General features: G+C 29.6%; 18 protein-coding genes. 3 read left to right on the top strand and 15 right to left on the bottom strand.

Annotated elements, in window-relative coordinates:
* Window positions 1–180: 180 nt before the first annotated feature.
* The 10 genes from AALI31_RS01815 to AALI31_RS01770 all read right to left on the bottom strand — a co-directional run bounded on the left by AALI31_RS01815 (window position 181) and on the right by AALI31_RS01770 (window position 13224).
* Window positions 181–927: a DUF4214 domain-containing protein gene (locus AALI31_RS01815; protein ID WP_489884824.1), complete on the bottom strand. Its 747-nt coding sequence runs from the start codon at window positions 925–927 to the stop codon at window positions 181–183.
* A gap of 103 nt (window positions 928–1030) precedes the next feature.
* A complete protein-coding gene (locus AALI31_RS01810; protein ID WP_489884823.1) occupies window positions 1031–1294 on the bottom strand; it encodes a hypothetical protein in 264 nt (87 codons plus the stop codon).
* A 644-nt stretch (window positions 1295–1938) separates the two neighbouring features.
* Complete coding sequence (locus AALI31_RS01805) at window positions 1939–2076, bottom strand: hypothetical protein (RefSeq protein ID WP_489884822.1); 138 nt, start codon at window positions 2074–2076, stop codon at window positions 1939–1941.
* A gap of 125 nt (window positions 2077–2201) precedes the next feature.
* Window positions 2202–2804 (bottom strand): cytidylate kinase-like family protein, encoded by a 603-nt coding sequence (locus AALI31_RS01800; RefSeq protein ID WP_489884821.1) that lies wholly within the window; start codon window positions 2802–2804, stop codon window positions 2202–2204.
* Between the two features lie 89 nt (window positions 2805–2893).
* Complete coding sequence (locus tag AALI31_RS01795) at window positions 2894–4414, bottom strand: hypothetical protein (RefSeq protein WP_489884820.1); 1521 nt, start codon at window positions 4412–4414, stop codon at window positions 2894–2896.
* A gap of 86 nt (window positions 4415–4500) precedes the next feature.
* Window positions 4501–4746 carry a hypothetical protein gene (locus AALI31_RS01790; protein WP_489884819.1) on the bottom strand — a complete coding sequence of 82 codons (246 nt, stop codon included), beginning with the start codon at window positions 4744–4746 and terminating at the stop codon, window positions 4501–4503.
* A gap of 19 nt (window positions 4747–4765) precedes the next feature.
* Window positions 4766–9199, bottom strand: a complete 4434-nt coding sequence (locus AALI31_RS01785) for a type VII secretion EssC family protein (protein WP_489884818.1) — start codon at window positions 9197–9199, stop codon at window positions 4766–4768.
* Window positions 9200–9383: 184 nt separating this feature from the next.
* Window positions 9384–10553 (bottom strand): AI-2E family transporter, encoded by a 1170-nt coding sequence (locus tag AALI31_RS01780; RefSeq protein WP_489884817.1) that lies wholly within the window; start codon window positions 10551–10553, stop codon window positions 9384–9386.
* Window positions 10554–10671: 118 nt separating this feature from the next.
* Window positions 10672–11673: an aldo/keto reductase gene (locus tag AALI31_RS01775; RefSeq protein WP_489884816.1), complete on the bottom strand. Its 1002-nt coding sequence runs from the start codon at window positions 11671–11673 to the stop codon at window positions 10672–10674.
* A gap of 129 nt (window positions 11674–11802) precedes the next feature.
* A complete protein-coding gene (locus AALI31_RS01770; RefSeq protein ID WP_489884815.1) occupies window positions 11803–13224 on the bottom strand; it encodes an FGGY family carbohydrate kinase in 1422 nt (473 codons plus the stop codon).
* Between the two features lie 165 nt (window positions 13225–13389).
* Here AALI31_RS01770 and AALI31_RS01765 point away from each other — a divergent pair, with 165 nt between their 5' ends.
* The 3 genes from AALI31_RS01765 (at window position 13390) to AALI31_RS01755 (ending at window position 15395) form a co-directional block, all read left to right on the top strand.
* On the top strand, window positions 13390–14217 hold the full coding sequence (locus tag AALI31_RS01765) for a thymidylate synthase (protein WP_489884814.1): 828 nt from the start codon (window positions 13390–13392) through the stop codon (window positions 14215–14217).
* Between the two features lie 12 nt (window positions 14218–14229).
* Entirely contained in the window at window positions 14230–14712 is a 483-nt protein-coding gene (locus AALI31_RS01760; protein WP_489884813.1) for a dihydrofolate reductase, read from the top strand.
* A 95-nt stretch (window positions 14713–14807) separates the two neighbouring features.
* Window positions 14808–15395, top strand: a complete 588-nt coding sequence (locus AALI31_RS01755; RefSeq protein ID WP_489884812.1) for a dipicolinate synthase subunit B — start codon at window positions 14808–14810, stop codon at window positions 15393–15395.
* Window positions 15396–15432: 37 nt separating this feature from the next.
* Here AALI31_RS01755 and AALI31_RS01750 read toward each other — a convergent pair whose 3' ends face one another.
* The 5 genes from AALI31_RS01750 to AALI31_RS01730 all read right to left on the bottom strand — a co-directional run bounded on the left by AALI31_RS01750 (window position 15433) and on the right by AALI31_RS01730 (window position 22052).
* Entirely contained in the window at window positions 15433–17184 is a 1752-nt protein-coding gene (locus AALI31_RS01750) for a peptide ABC transporter substrate-binding protein (RefSeq protein ID WP_489884811.1), read from the bottom strand.
* A gap of 94 nt (window positions 17185–17278) precedes the next feature.
* Window positions 17279–19069 (bottom strand): ABC transporter substrate-binding protein, encoded by a 1791-nt coding sequence (locus AALI31_RS01745; protein ID WP_489884810.1) that lies wholly within the window; start codon window positions 19067–19069, stop codon window positions 17279–17281.
* 93 nt (window positions 19070–19162) lie between these two features.
* Window positions 19163–20134 carry an ABC transporter ATP-binding protein gene (locus AALI31_RS01740; protein ID WP_489884809.1) on the bottom strand — a complete coding sequence of 324 codons (972 nt, stop codon included), beginning with the start codon at window positions 20132–20134 and terminating at the stop codon, window positions 19163–19165.
* Window positions 20135–21115 (bottom strand): ABC transporter ATP-binding protein, encoded by a 981-nt coding sequence (locus AALI31_RS01735; RefSeq protein WP_489884808.1) that lies wholly within the window; start codon window positions 21113–21115, stop codon window positions 20135–20137.
* 10 nt (window positions 21116–21125) lie between these two features.
* Window positions 21126–22052 carry an ABC transporter permease gene (locus AALI31_RS01730; protein WP_489884807.1) on the bottom strand — a complete coding sequence of 309 codons (927 nt, stop codon included), beginning with the start codon at window positions 22050–22052 and terminating at the stop codon, window positions 21126–21128.
* Window positions 22053–22060 lie beyond the last annotated feature (8 nt).

Raw genomic sequence — 22060 nt, 5'->3', positions numbered from 1 at the left:
GGTCTTAAACTATCTCCTGTTACTTCTGCCATTATAACCCCTAGTTTATCTTCAGTTAATGTACCATTTGGATTAGCTGTAGTTTTAACACTCTTAACCTCATACTCCTTCCCTGATATATTACCATTTAACACCTTGAAAAGTAAAAAGACAGACTCTAAAGTCTGTCTCAATTTATTTCTAATATAAAACCCCTAACTTAGTAGTAATATCCTTAGCCTCTTTATTACTTGTCATACCATTAGCTACATTCGAAATCTTACTTTTAAAATTAGTCCCAAGTTTCGAAGTCCAATATCTTATCCCTTCATCATCTGCTTCCCTAACAAATATCAAACCATATAACCTCTTCACTGTATCAGTAGCATCCTTCACACCTTCTCGAAATTCTGAAGAATTAACCAATACACTAATAAAACTCCTAAATGTAACTTTACCTTCTGTAAACATACCTGTCCAATAATCTAACGCTTCCTGATCAATGTCTCTTCCAAAAGCTCTAGTATACGAATCCTTAAGATAAGAATCTAATTCCTCCTTATTAACATTTGGCTTCTCTGTAACCTTAGTAGATTGACTATTACTATTTGATGATTGATTATTACCACTTGTTGATGTGGACTGAGTGGTATTAGTAGTATTAGAGGAAGAACCAATCTTAACGCAGAAATCACACGGATCTGATTTCTTCAAAATTACATCTTTTAAAGCTCCACTATAAATTGTTTTACTCCTCGATAACCTTGAACAACTCTTTGTTAAATGAAAAGATTTTCCATTTGGTGTATAATACACTGTAGGATTGCCTAGGGCTTCTACTATAGATTGAGCTTGTACCACAACTGGTCTCTGAACTAATGGTACACTTAAACCTGTAAATGAAAATAAATTAACTGCTATCAATGTCTTTATGAGTAACTTCTTCAAAACAAACAACTCCTTATGTATATCAAATATGTCCAAATACATCTGTAGATTATAATATACTTAGCTCAATAGTAATATAATTTAGTGTAATAAAATTGTCAGTTCATAAAAAGTTTCCATTTCCTAGCCCTAACTCCCTGCTCCTCATGTTACCCACACTCAATCCTATCATTTGCTCCCTATTCGCTCCTACTTGTAATCTTATTCCTTCTTCTTCCTTAACTACCTCGTTATTAAATGTTATAACAACACCTTTATTTGCATTTAAGTTAGCTTTATTTATATCTAATTCAATATCTATTCCCGCTATCTTAAACGTCTCATTTGTAGCATTTTGAGCAGTTTTGAAAGTAAAACTATCCATCACATATTCCTTACCTCCATAGTTAAATCATTGGCTCCAGTAGGATTTGTTTTTGTATTCTTACCTCCGTCCGACTTTAACTCCTTCCCTGATATATTACCATTCAATACATAAAACAAAAAGACATCATATGATGCCTTTCAGTAAGTGTTTATCATCCATATATTTTTAACCACTACTATATTATCACATTATTCCTTAAAAAAACGGAACTAAAATGGCACAATTTTGGAACTAAATTCGGAACAATTTCGGAACTAAAACGGAACTAATTTAGATATAATGAAAGTTTATCAAGTGCTTTATTTCTTATGTTACGTAAATATCGATCAGAATAATTCTTATTTATTGATATATGGCTTATTGAATTCTTCTTTAAATAAAAATCTATTATAATTTCTCTCTCAATTCCTTCAAGTGAGTTTANTTCTATCGTTACTGCATCTCCTGCACCACGTGAAATAGTAAATTTAAATGTTCCTTCTCCTAATTTCTTTATCTCATCCGGATCTACATCTTTAAATATATCCTGTAATTTAACATCATTACCGCCATTACCATTAGTAACGGTTCCTCTCTTAACCTCATACTCCTTCCCTGATATATTACCATTCAACACCTTGTTAGTTTAAAGTTCTAGCTTGTCCTCACACGTATCTCACACAAATCTTCCACGAGTTTAGTAGCTTGTCCATCCACGTGTTTCCCAAACTCCTTCTACACCTTTTCAAAAGTTTGATGCTTGTCCATCCGGACATATCCCATACATCCATACATCCATACATCCCATCACACCTCCCACAAAAAACAAAAAGTCGCTAAGTCATTCCTTAGCAACTTTTTAAATTTTCATTGTTAAATTTCAAATACTTGTACAAGAACCGAACTGTATGTGTCAATTCGAAAATAGCTACATAAAAACATTAGCAATGAATTTTGCTATTTTACTTATAGAACCTCTAGACGTATTCACACAGAGATCGTAATTATTCTTATCTCCCCATCTTTTATCAGTAATAAATTCATAATACCGAGCTCGGTTCCTATCTATCTCTAAAATTCTACGTCTTAATTCCTTTTCAGATAAATTTTCACTCTCCGAAGCGTTATTCATACATCTCTGAATCTTAAATTGCATATCTGCATAAACAAATATCTTAAATGGACTATAATCTTTGAGAATATAATCTGCACATCTCCCAATTATAACACAATCAGATCTTTCTACCATTTCTTTTAAAGTATTATTTTGCTCAACATATATGTTATTACTATACTCTACAACTGGATTGAAAACAGGATAAAAACTATTTCCAATTGTAATAGGAAAATGTATTCTTGGTTTATTCTCTACTATACTTTGGACATATTCCTCAGCTAGCTCAGTCCTTTTTGATATTTCAGTTACAATTTCTTTATCATAGTAAGCTATTTGTAAATGCTCTGAAATACGTTTGCCAAGTTCACGACCACCACTTCCAAATTCTCTTCCAATTGTAATCACCTTATTCATAATAGAACTCCTTACCAATAACAAATCATAATTTTACACTTCAAATAACAATATATAGTATATTTTCAACAGATTCAACTTACTCAAAATTACATTTGTACAAATTTACTAGATATATTTTCAAAGATAGGATTTTCAAAGATATAATCTAGAATTGAATTTATAATTTCATACTTATTTCTATCCTCTTTAATCATGTTTTCAATGATTACAATATTGATATGGGTATATTCTTCCTCACTTGGAAAAGTATTCAGTATTGAATTATATAGATTATTGATAATCTCATCATATGATTTATCTAGCATTACAAATTTTCTATCCAAACATACATCTTTTATAATTTGCTCAAAATTAGATTTACTAGTTAATATGTAAGATTGTAGATTTTCGAATTCTTCATCATTAATGTACCTATTCAAAATATTAGCAAACATCTTATTCAAATAATTACAAATTGTCATTTCTTCATCGTTATCAATAACTGGTATATCTATTTTATTTAACACAAAATTTTCAAGCGAAGTTATAACTTGTCCATCATTTAAATAAACAACATAACTTTGATTTTGTAAAATAACGTCAGACACGTCAGTTATACCATTTAGTTCATGTTCTATGTCGTAAGGTATAGTTATTGAACCATCACGATGAAGAACTATAGTTAAATATCCAGATTCATAAACATTTTGTACATTATCAAAGGTATTCATATACTCAATTTTATTTTTATTAAAACTACTTATTTCATTGTCGCTTTGTACATGGTAATAAACTCTACCATCAGTAGTTATGAAGTAAGATTTATAAAAATTGTTTGCTTCAGTAGAAAATTTATCTATTACTATATTTGAAATATTCGAAAGATATTCTTTAGGAGCTTTAAAGTATTTTTCATATATTGGTATAACTACATCATCAAATGTCAAAATATATAAATTTTCCTCTTCTTTTATAAATTTTTTAGCATTGACAATAGTGGAAACTGTTGATGAAATTCTATTAAATCCATCTCCTATTCCTACAATTTTACCATCCTTTTTTATTATAAGAAGAATATCATCATCATAAACAACAGCATCTAGTATCTCTTCCTTAAATATTAACCCACTTATTCCATTGCTCCCGTTGCTCCAAATTTTAACAGTTCCATCCTGATTGTATAACACAACAACCTTATCACTCAAGGTTTTTATATCTTCGACATTATATACATCAATTAAATACCTAGGGTTCCTTCCAGTATATAAAAAAACCCGCCCATCCATTGTCAAGAAAAAGTTACCACATATTTTCTTAACTTTTGTATCGTAAGGTAAACTAAATTTTAAATATGGAATTATCTCATCACTTTCAATTGGATTAATAAATTCTGACCCACTAGCATTTATTGTAGAAAAATTTATCAAATTATCAAACGCTATATCATCCATTTCACTGCTCAATCTTACTATATTCCCATTTTTATCCATTAAATATATTATTTCACCCTTATTATGTATATTTATTGTTTGTACACCAAAATTAGATTTTTCATGAGCAAACAAAAACGTGCAATTTAAAAAACTAAATATTAATACAAATATTATTATTTTTTTTATATTACTCATTAAAACCTCCTAAAACAAATTATATTATTAAAATATGATTAAAAAATATAAGGCATGCCCCTAAATTATAGCACGCCTTTATATGTCTATATTAATAAAAATTTTTCTCCATTGTGAATCGCATAGTCTTCCATTATAAAAGTATCTTCCAATTTCTTATTATCATGGAATTTCAAAAGTAAATAGTTCATTTTAATAAATTCAATATCATATTTTAAATTATATACTGCCTCAAGTATTAAGCTTTTTAAAATCAAAACACTAACTTGATCTGATATTTTGAAATCATATGTCTTGTTTTTATCTGGAACGTAAACTTGTATATAAATCATCAGCCTTTACTCCTAAATTTTAATCTATCATAACAGGAACTTTTTCAGATTTATACATCGCTACAAAATTCTCATCTAAATTATCCTTATCATTTGAAGTAATAATTAATCCATTTTGTGGATTAGAGTTTAATATATCTAGTAATTTATATTGCGAATAATTATTATCATCTAAAGATACAAAAAAGTAAACTCCTATATCATTTTCACATTCAACTACATTTTGTACAATTTTATTTATACTTTCCTCTAGAAAAGAATTATCCAAATTCGATATAAAGATACATAATTTTTCCTCATTTCTTAGGTCAAATTCTTTATCTTCAATTCTTTTAAGTGAAATATCAGTAATCCAATTAATGGTTTGAGATATTTCTTCTCTCACACCACTATACCAATAAAATTTCTCACCCTTAAAATTTGAACTTGTATCCCCTAACATATAACTTTTAAAATTACTACTGTTAAATATCTCCAAAAATTTCTTAATAATTCTTTTGTTATTATCAATACTATCATAAGTAATGATCGTTAACTTGGGTATTCTAGTTCCACCACTTATAAATTGAGATAAAGATATTCTTTTACTTTCATTTAAATAATTATGATTTTCATCTCTAATTTCATTATAATTCACATCCTCATCTAACATTTTGCCAATATATGATGACTCGTAAATCTTGTTATTTATATCTCTCATCTGCATGAATAAATACTTGAGCCTATTATTAAGGTCAACATTATTTTGAGTCTCCATAGGAACAGCAATCTGAAATTCTAAAATTCTACTTCCCCTATTGTCATTATAGCAAATAAGTCCTCTACCTTTAAGCTTTGAGCTTACAACACAATCTTCACCTAATATTTTCTTATACAAATTTTTATTGTTCAACCTTAATACAAACTTATTGTTAAAATATTCCGAAAGCTTCTCCTCAACATCGTCGTATTCAGGTGAAACTGCACAAACAAATATACCGTATGACTTTCCATCTCTAGCTAACATTTTTATAAAATTGCTATAATCCCAAACGCTATTAGATATGTCTTGTATGCTATCAATAACCAACAATATATGTGGCAACTGTTCACCAGTCTTGATCTTATAATTTTCTATAGAAGAGATATCTAAATTCTCAAATATCTTTCGTCTTAGATCAAATTCATCCAATACCTTTTTAAACAATGCATTAATTTCATCTTTCGTATAAGCCATATCTTTAACATGAGGAGCGTAACTAAAGCAATCCATATTCCTCGTATTAGCGTCAACTATATAAATATTTAAATAACTAGGCTTGTACTCGCAACATAACGAATAAATTAACGTCTTAATTAAGGTACTCTTACCTGTACCAGGCGATCCGTAAACAAACAAGTTGCCTAAATTTTCAAAATTCACTTCTAAGAATCTTTGCAAATGATATTTAGGATCATCTATAATTCCAATTATTGCTGAACACTTATTCTTAGATTCACACCACATAAATCCATTGAAATTACTACTGTAACCTGGTAACTGCTGAAGGTTTAAATATCTCAAAGAAGAATTAAAAATAGACGTAACATTAACTTCGATATTATCACACAACTCATTAATCTTATCGATAACTGCCAAATACTGAATTTTCGAATTATTTAAATATCTAACCCTACTTATTTTCTTAATTATCAATCCGCAGTTATTAATTATGTCTAAATTTTCATTACTATTTTCAATATCTTGCTCAACATTTGAGAAAGCAACCTCAACATTCTTTACTACAGACAAATTCGAAAACTTAACATTAAATATTCCACTTCCTCTCGGATTTGAGACATTACTATCTTCAAGTAAAGCAAACATATGTTTTAAATTAGAAAGCCTAAAACATATCCTAAAATCAAATTTAGATAATAAAAATCCTGAATCATCAACAAAAGCACTGGAATCATTAGTAGCAATCAATAAATAAATACCTACCGTAGACATGTGATCACGTAAACTCGTTAACTCTTTTATTAAATCTAAATCTGAACTACGTACGTCATCAATAACTATTGTTATATATGGCAATATACACAAGTCATCATAATTTTTATAAACATTTAAATATCCATTTATATCTCTAACCTTCACACTGTCAAATAATATCTGTCTCTTATTTATTTCATTTTTTATCAACAAGACAAACCTACTTAGTTCAGATTCACTCTCTTTATCCAAAATATCTATAACATGTGGCATATTAATGAAAGAATTTAATTTTGTATTATGGTTAGATTTAATTACTATAAAATTAAAATTATTAGGATGAAAATTTATACAATATGATAAAATAAAAGTTCTCAAAAATTCAGTTTTACCAGTGCTACTATCTCCAAGTATTATTCCATTTGGACCATTATGTTTTGCATGCATATTAACAGAAAATATAGACCTATTGTACTTAACTCCTACAGGTATATCTCTCAAGTTAAGCAAACTATTATTATCCCATCGTGACATTATATCTAATTCATCAGTCCTCGAGATAGAATACATATTAAACATAGACTTATCTTCAAATTTCTTTATCTCTTCAAAGTTATCGAAAATTTTAATTTTAGATAACTCATTAACGTATTTGTCCACATCAATTAAATTCGATATATCTGCATACTCATGGGACAGAACCAATTTCTTAATTCCGCTTTCCTGAACTTTATAAAGAGTTTGTGTATCTTCACTAATATTCAAAATATACTTAAAGGAATCTGGTACAACTCTATCGTGTATAGTAACTAAAATGAATGATATACCGATTTTACTATCTACATTTTTCATATAATCCAAAAATGAATCTAAGATAGGATTAAAATCATAAAATATAAAGATGACATACTCGGTGTTAAACTTTCGATTCGAATCTTGTGATAACATAGATTCACGTTCTGACACAATTCTCTTTATATTGTAAATCAAATCAACCATTTCATTATCACCAGAGGATATATACCTAAAGTCTTTATCATCAGAATAAACATGAGGAATCTCTTTAACATAATTTAGCTCCTCATCATACTGTTTCGGATTCAAAATTCCTATCTTTAAATCCCTATAAGAATGTAATGCCGTAAGCTGCACCAAGAAATCCTTAACAACATCATACAAAGTACTCATATCACCAACAATTGCAATCCTATTGATATCCCTCAATGGTATCGTAATTGGTGCTTTTCTAATTATCCTAAAGTTACTCGTTATTTCCACATATTCCTTATACAATTCATGCTCTTTAGATAAATTTGAAATCACATTAGAATTAACATTTAAATTCTCAAAATACAAATTACCTTGACCAATTGTCAAATTCAAAAAATCTTTATCAGCTATGTTCCTATTCCAAATCTTCTTATCAAAATTTATAACTCCTCTATAACAATCAGTTACTTTCGGATACCTTCTAGATAGTGCCTTAACTTTCTCATCTCTTATTAACGTAAGCTTCTTAGATTTCCCATCTAGGTATAACTTATAATTTTTAATATTTCTTTTTATTTCAGATTTATTAGAAACAATTCCATAAATCAAAATAAAAATAGAAATCAGCAATCCACATGAACCCAAATATATTATGGAGGATAAATCTACAAACATCACCCCTATAAATAACAAAACGCTCGATGTTACAATAATAATCGGCAAAATACCAAAATACAAAAACTTAAATTTAATTTTGAAATCTATATACGGAGGATTTACAGTTATGTTTTTTTCTTCTCCCATATCCATTAAATGTCTTCCTATGTCAGTAGAACTTGCTTTGAAGTTTGTAAATTTTCTAGGAAGTAAAGTATCGATTTCATTTTTTTCAATAACTCGTAGATTTAAATAAACATTTTTATTAGGATTGTTTACAGCTATGCAGTTACCCAAATAAACACACTTTAAACCATATAAGAATATTACATCTCCAAATTTTATACTGGACTTACTCACCCTCACTTGGTTAAGATAACATCCTAAAGTCCCCTCAACAATTTCTACGGTAGGATTTTCACCAAGTTGTAATACGACATGGAAATCTGACACATTTGAGTTATCATAAACTATATTATTGTTTTTTCCTTTACCAATTTTTATGTTGTCAAATCCCATCAAACTAAATTTTCCAAATACGTGACTAATCTCATCTTCAAACTGTATTAATAAAATAATTTTTGAATTTTCATGAGGAAAATTACAAATCAAAACATCTCCATCATAGATTGTTCTACAATTTATATTCTGATCTTTATAGGTGACAATCATATCGTAAGAAGATTTAAGCTTATAATGTCCATTCTCAAATTCAAACCGTATGTTATAATCTCTTGAAAACATAGTAATTGATTTATCTAAGACAAATTCAACCATACTATCTTGAAATCTATTGATTTCCCACTCAACTAATCTATCTTTACAGAATAAATAAATCTTAACCTTTTTCATAATTCCCTCTTAAAAGTTTATCAATGATTCGTACACAATATATTAACATATTTAAAGATTTTATTCAATATTTTGAAATTAATTTGTAATCTTATAATCCCATAAAATTTAAAATCGCAAAATCATATTTTTGTAAAAAACAAAAATGGTTTGATCACAAAATCAAACCATTCTTTGTAAAAACTTAAATCTTCTTGTCAATCTTCTCTAGATATTTTTTATAGTAAAGTGAGATTACACCCACAGTCGGAGATGCAATTATTATACCAATAATACCAAATAGCCCACCACCTATTATTATTGACATAATAATGACTAATGGCGGTAGCCCTACAAACTCCCCTAATATCTTAGGTTGAACAATATTACCATCAATCTGTTGAAATCCTATAAGCACTAAAAAACTTAAAACTGCTGTAGTAATACTAGCTGGTAATCCTAAAAACAACCCTGCCAAAGCTCCAACAAGAGGTCCAACATAAGGCACAACGTTACAAATTCCAGCCACTACACCAACCACAACAGCATATGGATTCTTTACTATCGCAGTTAATATGAATGAGCAACATCCAACAAGTATCGCATCAACTATAACTCCAGTAAAATATCCTCCAAACACCCTATCGAAATTAATAGAAAACTCCTTTACTTTCTTGGAAAATCTCTCTGTGAAAACAATATCCGATAAAACTGAAAAAAACCGTGCTATTTTTTCCTTGCTCCTCAGTATATAGACTGATAAAATTATCGCAATCACAAAATTGAATATAAGAATTCCTGTATTGGAAATAAAAGATGTTAATGCTGATATGGACGTATTTAATAAGTTTGAAAAATTAGTAGTAAAAAATCCCGTTACCTTCTGAACAACTTGAGATACAAACTCAGGGTCTAATTCAAATCCACTCAACCCACTATTCACAATATTTATAAATGATGGTACTTCTTTAACTAAAGACCTCAAACTGTTCAAAAGTGGTTCCAATATAAAGAAAACCAATATCACAATGAATCCTATCAACGTCAACAATACGGATAAAACAGTTAGTAACCTAACTCTTGAAAATTGTTTTTCAGAAACAACATCTAATGGATTTTGATTTTTATCTATCTTATAAAATAACTTAAAATACATCTTATCAATAAGATTAACTAATGGCTTTAATATATAAGATAGAATCATAGCAATAATTATAGGTTGACATATACCCAGTAATCTAAATCCAAAATCTCTAAAACCTCCTAAAATCACAGGAGTATAGTCCGCTAACTTATATAAAATAATTAAAATGAAGAACATAACAAAAATCACAAAAAATTTATGATTCTTTATATCCATAAAAATCTTCTTCACGTATCCAAATACCTCACTTCAAAACTTTAATTGTATGCTAAGGTTATTACAACTCAATTAATCATTATTATCTTAATAAATCAGATAAAAAATTCATCTTGACAAACATTCATATATTTCATACAAACGCTACTTCTTTTTCAAAAATATCTATATATTTAAAATCATCATGCGTATAAAGTCTATCGACCGCTTCAAATGCTTCTCTAAGTTGATTTAAACTTCCACAAGATAAAATAGAACAAGTCTCTATTTCCTGATTAAACAAATACCCAAGAGCCACCCAACCAGGAGCTGCTAAATATTTGGAACCTATTTCTTTCATCCTCTCATATATTTGTAAATTCAACTTTGTATAATATGGAGAATTTTCTTTCAAAGCTTCTATATCTATAAATCCTGGTTCATTTTCACTTATATACAATTTAGAAAAAATACCATTAGCTAAAGCATTATATGGCATAGCAAGAATATCGTACTCCTTATGAACCTGCATCATATTACTATTCATTTTAACATATAAATTAGGCTCCTTAAAAGGATTCATATACTTCGAACCTATATTCCACAACATTTGATTAACAGTAAAACCTTCAAAGGAATTTTCCTTAGCAAATTCCATAGCTTGTCTTATTCTATATGGCTTCCAATTCGAACAACCATAACTCAAAATCTTACCTTCTTTTTTTAAATTTTCAAATTGTTCAATAACGACAGACACATCGACATCTTCATTATCTCCATTAACCAAAAAGACATCTAAATAATCCGTATTCAAGTTCTTAAGACTAAATTCTAAATCAGTCTTAAGGAGATTGTCCCTATTCCCTTCATCATTCAAGAGATAACTACTTTTAGAAATTATACATGAAATTTCTCTTTTACGGTGATCCTTAACCCACTCTCCTACCAACTTTTGTGATTCCTCAACTTCATTCTTCCTAGTGCCAACATCATATCTAGAAGTATCAATAACATTCCCTCCCATTGATACAAAGTCTGTCAACAACTCTTTTATACTCTCTGTACTTAATCCACGCTTTAAAATATCGTAAGTTCCAAAACCAAATTTGTATATATAGTGGTTCGAACCTGGAATTTTAGTCACATATTTCTTCATGAAACTATCCTCCACATAAATAAATTCAAATTTAATTGTACCATATAAATTTCACAAAAATCTATATCCTTTTCAATTTATTTCCAAATACAAAAATAAAGCTACCCATTTTAAAGAGTAGCTTTTAACTTAAACTATATTTTCAAGATATTTATAATTTATCTTCTTTCCACTGTACTTAATCTTTTGATACCCAAACGAATTTTGTAAAATTCTATATCCGTGAAGAGGACCTTCTATAATCCCTAATGCTATAAATTGATTTACAGCATTCCCAATTATCCCAGAATCCTTTGGTCCAATCTCTATATCCTTAGATATTACATCAGCTATAAATTGATTGTATGAATCACTTGAAATATAATCTCCAACTATACAGACGTTATCAAATATTCCTCCAGTTAGCTTTTCCATATTTTTTATACACTTTTTATAATATACAGCAAAGCTATCATATACAATTCTTATAAAGTTAGATATAGCATCCGGTAAGCCATTTAACTTAAGTTCAAAATAATACTTTACTACATTCAATAAGGCTGCTGAATTTTTGAAAATATCGCTATCAAAATCAATTATATAATCTATAGCTTTATCCTCATTAATAAATTTTAACAAATCTTGCATCATATAACTGTTCTCAATGTTTTTCAAAAACTCATCTATGAATCTATAACACGGTACATACTTAAATATCTTTACAAGATTTGTATTAACTAACTGATGATTAAAATCAAATTTAAGTCCCTCTAAATACATTCTAGAAAAATCTTCCGTACACCCTATTACTCCTTCGTAAGAATTAACTATAAATATGGAATTTTTATCTTCCATGTTAGTTGTCAAGAATGAAGATGTTATATTGTTTCCATATGGAGATATAACAATACACCCACCCTCTTTACTCTCACCAATAAATTTACCATAATCTATAAGTCTAAATTCCAAATTACTATTTAATTCTAGATAATCTAAAATATCATAATCTACATTCTGATTTTTAAAATTAAAAAATTGAGTTAGAGAAAGACTTATCCTTTCATTAAAAATATTTCCTGTTAACCTGTAATTTATATAATCACTGAAGGATAAGATTTTTCTAACTTTTGAAAATTTCTCTGGATATAAATCTTTAAACATCATTAATCTATAGACAATGTTATTAGATCTAAAGCTTATTCCCGTTTTTCTATATATGTGTGCCCTTCCTAATTCATTAACTATCTTGTTTAAATAACTCGAGTTCAGATTATAATCTAACAAAATATCATTCATTAAGTTATTATCCTCATCAAGTAATACAAAATCCATTATTGAAGAATTTACAGAAATAGATTTTATATCGTACCCTATTTCCTTTATACTCAATAGAGAATCTTCTATTTCTTTAATAATCTTATCAATATTTATTATAGAATTTGAGTCTTTACCTCTCATAGCTATTTTTGAACATTTGTGCACTTCTTGGATAAACATTTTACCTTCTCTAAGAATTGCTGTCATTATTTTTAGACATATTTTAGAAATATCAATTACCAAACAACATTCCATATTACCACCTCAAAAATTTGTCATCTTTGAATTTAAAAATGTAAAAGCATTAAATTAAATATATTCCTTCAAATATTCATTAATTCTTTTATCATTAAACATTGAAATTAATATTACAATCTATTAGCATATATTTAAAACTTTAATAATGGAGATTAAAATAAAATGGTTTGTATTGCTGATGTATACCACAAAAGATGTATTAAAGAAATTTTAAGTAATGGTTGTTATGATAAAGATCCACGCCCAAAATACAAAGATGGCACTCCCGCCTTTTCAAAATTTATAACTCATCATAATGAAACTTACGATATATCAAAAAATGAATTCCCAATAATAACACTAAGGCAAATATCTATAAAGAATGCAATTAAAGAAATTTTATGGATATACCAAGACCAAACTTCAAATCTGGATATTTTGAAAAATAAATATAATATCCATTGGTGGGATGAATGGGAAAGTAAATCACATCCAAGAACTATTGGAATTAGATATGGAGAAACTGTAAAACGATACGATCTCATTAACAAACTCTTAGACGGAATACACAATGATCCATATGGAAGACGTCACATAATTAATTTGTGGCAAGAAAAGGATTTTGATGAAAGTGATGGACTTAAACCATGTGCATTTCAATCTTTATTTTCAGTAAGAGATGAATTTTTAGACCTTATGCTAATTCAAAGAAGCTCTGATCTTCTTGTGGCTTCATCCATAAATTGTATACAATATGTCGCCTTGCAAATGATGATTGCAAGATCATGCAATTTAAAGCCAGGTAAATTTACGAGAATTGTAAATAATCTACATATCTATGATAGACATTTCGAATCTGCAAAAATTATTTTGGAAAGGCCGTTAGGAGAGCAACCTATTTTGAAATTGGATACAAACAAAAATGGATTTTATGATTTTACAATTGATGATTTTACAATTGAAAATTATAGATTTCAATCTCCTCAAATAAAATTTGAAATTGCAATATAAGGAGAGGATATTATGCTCAACCTCATCGCATGTATAGACAAGCATAACTCCATTGGAATAAATAATGATCTCATTTACAAATTTCCTGAGGATTTAAAAATCTTTAAAGAAAAAACCTTAAACAAAACCGTTGTTATGGGGAGAAGGACTTTCGAAAGTTTGAAAAATATTCCTCTTTCTAATAGGAAAAACATAATAGTCTCTAGCACATTATCTAATCCACTAGATGGATCTTATAGTATTGTAAAAAACATAAACTCCATAATCCATATGTCTCAAGGTGAAGAGATGTTTGTTATAGGTGGAAAAAAAATTTATGAATACTTCAATGAACATTATGACGAAATCCATTTGACAAAAGTCAAAAATGCATTTACTAAATCTTACGAAACAAATAGAAGCATCAAACTCAATATTTCATTAGATGGATTTAAACTCATATCAAAATTGGAATTTGAGAAATTTAATATTTACATTTATAAGAGATCGTCTTAAGATAAAGGCGATCTTTTTTAAAGTAACCTTTTAAAGTATGTAGAATAATTTTTTATATAGGTTTTTTCTTCTATTAATATTCAAAGAGGTAATTTATGCAAAATTTAAACGGCTTAAAAGTAGGCTATGCTTTAACAGGTTCCTTCTGTACATTTAGCGAATCATTTAAATTGATTGGAAAACTTTTGGAGCTCAATGTTGATATATTTCCCATTCTCTCATTCAACGTTCAAAATATTATGAATAGATTTATAAATCCTGATGAGACAATAAACTTTCTACAAAGTAAAGTTAAAAATCCTATAATTAAAACGATTTCTGAAGCTGAATCAATTGGACCAAAAAACTTTTTAGATTTATTGCTTATTGCACCATGTACATCAAACACACTAGGAAAGTTTGCAAACGGTATAAACGATACTCCAGTGACTATGGCTATGAAATCCTTTCTAAGAAATCAAAATAAACCTTTAGTCATTTCACTTTCCTCTAATGATTCATTAGGACTAACTCTTAAAAATATTGCAACTCTCTTAAACACAAAGAATATATTTTTCTCACCAATGATACAAGATGACATAGATAAAAAACCAAATTCCTTAGTGGCAGATTATTCAAAGATTATAAACACAATCTCAGAGGCTTTAAACAATAGACAGATTCGTCCAATCATAACAATATAATAGAAGGCTATCTTAACTTACAAGATAGCCTTTATATTTATTCAAAATACAATTTTTCTAAATCCTTCGTAAACCATCTATATAGACTCACATTATCAAATCCTTTAACTTTTGCTGAATAAACATCCATATTCATTTTTTCAAATAGAAATATGTAAGGTAAATCATCGGACAATTCTACATATAGATTTTCATACACGTCTTTTCTCTTATCATAATCCATTTCCTTGAGAGCATCTGATAATAATTCATCCACTTTATGATTTGAATATCCTATTCTATTCGATGGACCATTTGTAGAAAATCTGGACGATGAATCTGGATCCGGATTAGCAAATGGTGTAAACAAAAACGCTAAATGGTAAGAGAACTTTCCATTTTTTGCTTCCTCCTGTTTCTGAAGAAGAGTTTTTGATTCCATCTGTTCTACAATAAGTTCAATTCCTATATCTTTATAATTTTTTATCATAATTGGTACGAGTATATCATTCACATCATTCGGAGTACTACTCAAAAATTTAAGACTCAATTTCTGTCCATCCTTTTCCCTAATGCCATCTGAGCCTAATTTCCATCCGGATTCTTCTAAAAGTTTTATGGACATTTCTTTATCATACGGATACTTAACAAAGCTCTCCGTTTTAGGATATACCCAAGAATTTCTATTCTGTGGTATATCTAGTACTGTTCCAAAATCTCCAAAACATATTTCCACAATGGTTTCTCTATCCAGCCCATACGCCAAAGCCTTTCTTAGATTTTTATCTTGCATAATACTCTCATTATGATTTATAGCTATGTATCCATATCCCAAATAGTCAGTCAAGATAGCCTCAACAAACCCCATATCATCTAAAAGCTCCATATTTTCCTTAACAGCAAGAACATTCTTTCTTATAATGTCAATGTCTCCATTTTCAATGAGAGATAGTTGATTATTGGTATTTATTATTCTAAATATTAAATTTTGTATTTTGGCTTTTCCTTTGTGGTAATATTCATTTGCAACAAGCCTAATTTCCTCACCATCGATATATTTTACAAACTTATACGCACCGTTGCCAAACGGAGTTTTATTATACTTTTCTATATCTTTTGCATTACCTTGGAGATAATCAACCCCATATACATGTTTGGCAAGGGGCTTTATTCGCTCAAAATAATAATTTGTCTTAGAGTTAATAGCATTAAAGGTTATAGAAAATTTCCTATCATCAATTACTTTAAATCCTTCTATGTTATCGATCAATCCATCTCTATAATTTTCCCATCCCATAACACCAAAGTTATCTCTCTCAAAAGTCCCAGTATAAGTTTTATCCATTAATATTTTAAATGTAAATTCAATGTCACTAGATGTTAACATAGTGCCATCTTGCCATTTTAAATTTTCCTTTAGAGTGAAGATATAAGTATTATCTTCCAATGATATTTCTGGGAAATAGGCTATGCCATCAACCACATTTCCATAAGAATCTATCTCAAGAATCGGTGACCACATAGAGTCATTTATGTCTACGTCATTAGCAGCAACTGCAAAAACAGGATTAAAAATTTCGCTAGGCGAAGGTATGCCTATAATCAAAGTATCTTTTCTATCTTTAGATTTTTGAGGGATGCTTTCTGGATTTTTGGATTTTAAATAAAGAGTATTTTTGTTAAACTCCTTAGTTCCACTCTCGAAGACTAATTCTTTCTCTTTCATAGAGTAATTATTAGAGTTGCAAGAGTAAAGACCTAAAATACATATCATTAAAACAAAATTAAAGACTTTTATTAATTTTATCATTTAACCTCACTAAAATTATTTTTCAAAAAATAACGAAACCCCGTTGGAATATTTGGAAAACGAACTATTCCAACAAGGCACCTAAAAAGATTTATTACTCTAAAGTCAATTTGTGTATATCTTGTATAAGTGATCTATAAGGAGTGATCTCCTCAATTCCTTTAACTCTAGTTAGATATACATCCATATTCTTCCTTTGATACAAGAATATGTATGGCAAATCATCCGAAAGCTCTTTATAAACATCAGTATAAAGCTCTTCTCTCTTATTCCTATCCATCTCATTTAAAGCCTTCTTCATTAAATCATCAAGAACCGGATTTGAATACATAACTCTATTGCTTGAACCAGTTGTTCCAAATACATCTGATGGATCTGGATCTGGAGTTAAGCTCCAAGCTAAAAATGCCAAGTGATAAGAGAACTTACCGTCTTTTGCCTCATTCTGTTTTTCTATCAACGTTCTAAATTCCATTTGCTCAGATTTAACTTCTATACCAATATCTTTATAATTAGTTAACATTATAGGAACTAAAACATCATTTAATGAATTAGGAGATGATGCCAAGAATTTAAGAGATAATCTCTCTCCATCTTTCTCTCTTATTCCATCTGCTCCAACTTTCCATCCAGCCTCTTCTAAAAGAGCTTTTGCCTTTTCCGGATCATAGTTATACTTAGTGTAGGTTCCATCTTCTGGATACGCCCAAGACACACTTGACTGAGGAACATCTATAACATTTGCATGTCCTCCAAATGCAGCTGCAACAACAGCCTCACGGTCTAATCCATATGCTAATGCTTTCCTTACGTTCAAATCCTGCATTGATTTCTCTGAATGGTTTATAGCAATATACCCATATCCAAGATTCTCTGTTATAGCAGCATTAACATGTCCCATTTCAGATAAAATATCTAAATTTTCCTGATTCACCACTACATTTTGTCTAACTATATCAATATCACCATTCTGCAATAACAGAATTTGATTTGTCTCATTTATTACTCTGAAAACCAAATTTTTAATATTAGGCTCTCCTTTGTAGTAATTTTCATTAGCGACTAAAACGACTTCCTCTCCATCTTTATAACTAACAAACTTATAAGCTCCGTTACCAAATGGAGTTCTATTGTATTTATCTAAATCTTTAGCATTACCTTGAGTATAATCAACACCATATACATGCTTAGCAAGAGGTTTAATATCTGTGAAATAGTTCATCGTCTTTCCATTTGCAGAATTTATAGTTATTGTAAATGTCTTATCGTCAATTATTTCAAATCCAGATATATTATCGGAATTTCCATCTCTGTAATCTGTCCACCCAACAACATCCAAATTTTCTCTCTCAAATCTTCCAATATAAGTTTTGTCCATTATAAACTTAAACGTAAACTCAATATCTTCTGACGTTACTGGATTGCCGTCTTGCCACTTAACTCCATCTTTCAAAGTAAATGTATATTTTGTACCATCCTCTGTCACCTCTGGCATATCTGCTATACCTGAGATCACTGATCCATCAGCAGCTATTTCGAGAAGAGGAGACCAAATAGTATCAACAATATCTCTGTCATAAGCCGAATCATGTAATAATGGATTGAATACGCCATTAGGAGCAATCGTACCAATTACTAAAGTATCTTTTCTATTTTGTGCTGTAAGAGGAACAGCAGATGTTGAACTCGTACCAAACAAATATTGTGTAGACTTATCATACTGACCTGTCCCATTCACAAGCGATACACTATTATTCTCAGAAATAACTCCAGCATTATTGCCACTGCTATTACTGCTATTTCCTGAGCCAGTGGAACATGAAACCATAAAAAACATAGATCCTAGTATTAATCCTAATACACCAATTAATTTTTTCTTTCTCAAAATTAACCTCCAAAAAAATTAAAAATTATTTAACTCAGTAATCATAATTACAAAATTTTATAATTACTGAAATTATTTGCACATACTCATCAATTAATATAAATGGCAAGCTACCTTGTGTCCATCCTTGACTTGTTTTAAAATAGGAACTTCTATTTTACAAATATCCTTTACGTATGGACATCTAGTATGAAACTTACAACCAGACGGCGGATTTGTAGCACTTGGAATATCTCCTTTTAGAATAATTCTCTCAACCTTTCTTTCAGGATCAGGTAATGGCACACATGATATAAGAGCCTTCGTATAAGGATGTAGTGGCTCATCATACAAACTACTCTTACTATCAATCTCCACTAACGAACCTAAATAAAGAACACCAACTTTATGACTAATATGTTTTACTACACTCAAATCATGAGAAATAAAAAGATAACTAAACCCATATTTCTCCTGAAACTCATGTAACAAATTAATGATCTGAGATTGAATAGAAACATCCAATGCTGATACTGGTTCATCCGCAACTATAAATTCTGGATTCAAAATTAAGCTTCTCGCTATACCTATCCTTTGTCTTTGACCACCTGAAAACTCATGAGGATATCTCTTCATATGATATCTTGCAAGACCACAAACATCCATAACCTCATGTACCCTATTATAATACTCTTTCCTATTATTTACAAATTTATGTGCTATTAGAGCCTCTCCTATTATGTCACCAATCGTTTTTCTAGGATTTAAAGAACTGAATGGATCTTGAAATATGATCTGCATCTTTAATCTTAATTTTCTCATTTCCTTTTTGGATATATCATTTATGTCAATTCCTTTAAATTTTATTTGCCCTTCTGTTTTCTCAAGTAACCTCAATACTGTTCTTCCAAGTGTTGATTTACCACAACCAGATTCTCCAACAAGCGAAAATGTTTCTCCTTTATATACCTCAAAGGATACATCATCAACAGCTTTAACATTTCCAACAACTTTTTGAAAGACACCATCTCTTATAGGAAAATATTTTTTTAGATTTTTAACTTCTAGTACAACATTCTCATTCAATTACTTTACCTCCTCATCTAATAAATAGCAAGAAGCATAATGAGAATTACCCAAAGCCCTTAACTCTGGTATACCTCTTTTGCATTTTTCATTCCTCATACTGCACCTATCATAAAAATAGCAATAGTTTGGTAAATTCATGGGATTAGGAACTTGACCAGGTATAGAATATAGCTTTTCACCATTACTATCAAATGAAGGTTTAGACTTCATAAGTCCAACAGTATAAGGATGTTTAGGATTTTTAAATATATCTATAACCTTAGCCTTTTCTACGATCTTACCAGCATACATAACTATAACATAATCAGCCATTTCTGCTATAACACCTAGATCGTGAGTTATCATCATCACAGATGTACCGAACTTGGATTTCATATCTTTTATCAAATCCAGAATTTGAGCTTGAATCGTAACATCCAAAGCCGTCGTAGGCTCATCAGCAACTAGTACTTTAGGATTGCAAGCAAGTGCAATTGCAATCATTATCCTTTGTCTCATACCACCTGATAGTTCATGAGGATATGACTCAAATATGATTTCAGGTCTTGGAATTCCTACAGTTTTTATAAGCTCAATAGCTTTACCTTTAGCATCATATTTAGATATCTTTTGATGAACTAACATAACCTCAGTTATCTGTTTTCCTATTTTCATAACAGGATTAAGAGATGTCATAGGCTCTTGAAAAATCACAGCTACCTCTGATCCTCTCTTGTTTCTCATTTCTTCTTCAGATAATGACAAAATATCAGTTCCATTTAAGATTATCTTTCCAGAATTATACACAGTGGGAGGAACAGGTAGGAGTCTCATTAAAGACATAGAGGTAACAGACTTGCCGCAACCAGACTCTCCAACAATACCAAGTACTTCTCCTTCTCTCAACTCAAAACTTACATCATTTACTGCCTTAACTATTCCATCATCAACTCTAAAGGAAATTGATAAATTTTTAAATTCGACTATTTTCTTATTCATAAAACTCCTCCTACCTCTTAAGTCTTGGGTCAATAGCATTTCTCAAACCTTCACCAACTAAATTTATAGATAGTACTGATGCAAACAACAAAACTGTAGGAGGAATCCATAACCACACTCTTCTTGTCAAATCAAAAAAATTACGAGTCGTCTGCAACAAATTTCCAAGGGAAGCATACGGAGCCTGTACACCAAGTCCTAAATAACTAAGACTTGCTTCAAAAATCATCATATTACCAAGACCAGTAGCAACGTAAAGTATTACATATGGCAATACATTCGGTAGCAAATGTTTAAATAGCTTCCTAGACACAGAAAACCCTAGAGCCTCTGTCGCTTGCATGTATTCTTGCTCCCTTAAAAGAAGTACAATCCCTCTAATATTTCTACAGTAGGTGGTCCAAAATATAAATGCCAATAATCCTAATGTTATATAAATCCTATATTGTGGATTTACCTCTAAATCTGATAAGAAAGCCGCCAATATTATAAGCAGAGGCAAAGTAGGTATACTCATCAAAATATCTACGATTCTCATTATAATCATGTCCACTATACCACCATAATACCCTGCAATTAAACCAAGTAATGTCCCCAAACAGACTGATATAACTGTAGCAAAAAATCCAACAAAAAACGAAAATCTTCCACCTTCTAAAACTCTCGCCAAAACATCTCTTCCCAGTGAATCGGTCCCAAATATATTCTCAACAGATGGAGGTAAATTTTTAGCAGCAACATTTATAGCTGACGGATCCTTCATAAAAAAAGGAACTATCAAAATTAGGATCAGAATACATATCAACATAATGAATCCTGTTATAGCTAGCTTATCACTTAAAAATCTCTTTAACACTATCCCATATGGGGAATGTACTTTAGTTTCTTTGATATCTTCGATCTTGTCTTCATCAAATAATTTTTTATTTGAGCTCACAAAATTAC

It is taken from the genome of Anisomitus miae (SeqCode) (assembly GCF_054906395.1).
This window is presented reverse-complemented; position numbering and strand designations above follow the sequence as displayed.

Coding starts and splice junctions, on each gene's coding strand:
- AALI31_RS01775 (WP_489884816.1), bottom strand. CDS start 11,673: ATGAAGAAATATGTGACTAAAATTCCAGGTTCGAACCACTATATATAC.
- AALI31_RS01800 (WP_489884821.1), bottom strand. CDS start 2,804: ATGAATAAGGTGATTACAATTGGAAGAGAATTTGGAAGTGGTGGTCGT.
- AALI31_RS01805 (WP_489884822.1), bottom strand. CDS start 2,076: ATGTATGGATGTATGGATGTATGGGATATGTCCGGATGGACAAGCATC.
- AALI31_RS01755 (WP_489884812.1), top strand. CDS start 14,808: ATGCAAAATTTAAACGGCTTAAAAGTAGGCTATGCTTTAACAGGTTCC.
- AALI31_RS01760 (WP_489884813.1), top strand. CDS start 14,230: ATGCTCAACCTCATCGCATGTATAGACAAGCATAACTCCATTGGAATA.
- AALI31_RS01770 (WP_489884815.1), bottom strand. CDS start 13,224: ATGGAATGTTGTTTGGTAATTGATATTTCTAAAATATGTCTAAAAATA.
- AALI31_RS01790 (WP_489884819.1), bottom strand. CDS start 4,746: ATGATTTATATACAAGTTTACGTTCCAGATAAAAACAAGACATATGAT.
- AALI31_RS01795 (WP_489884820.1), bottom strand. CDS start 4,414: ATGAGTAATATAAAAAAAATAATAATATTTGTATTAATATTTAGTTTT.
- AALI31_RS01765 (WP_489884814.1), top strand. CDS start 13,390: ATGGTTTGTATTGCTGATGTATACCACAAAAGATGTATTAAAGAAATT.
- AALI31_RS01785 (WP_489884818.1), bottom strand. CDS start 9,199: ATGAAAAAGGTTAAGATTTATTTATTCTGTAAAGATAGATTAGTTGAG.
- AALI31_RS01750 (WP_489884811.1), bottom strand. CDS start 17,184: ATGATAAAATTAATAAAAGTCTTTAATTTTGTTTTAATGATATGTATT.
- AALI31_RS01735 (WP_489884808.1), bottom strand. CDS start 21,115: ATGAATAAGAAAATAGTCGAATTTAAAAATTTATCAATTTCCTTTAGA.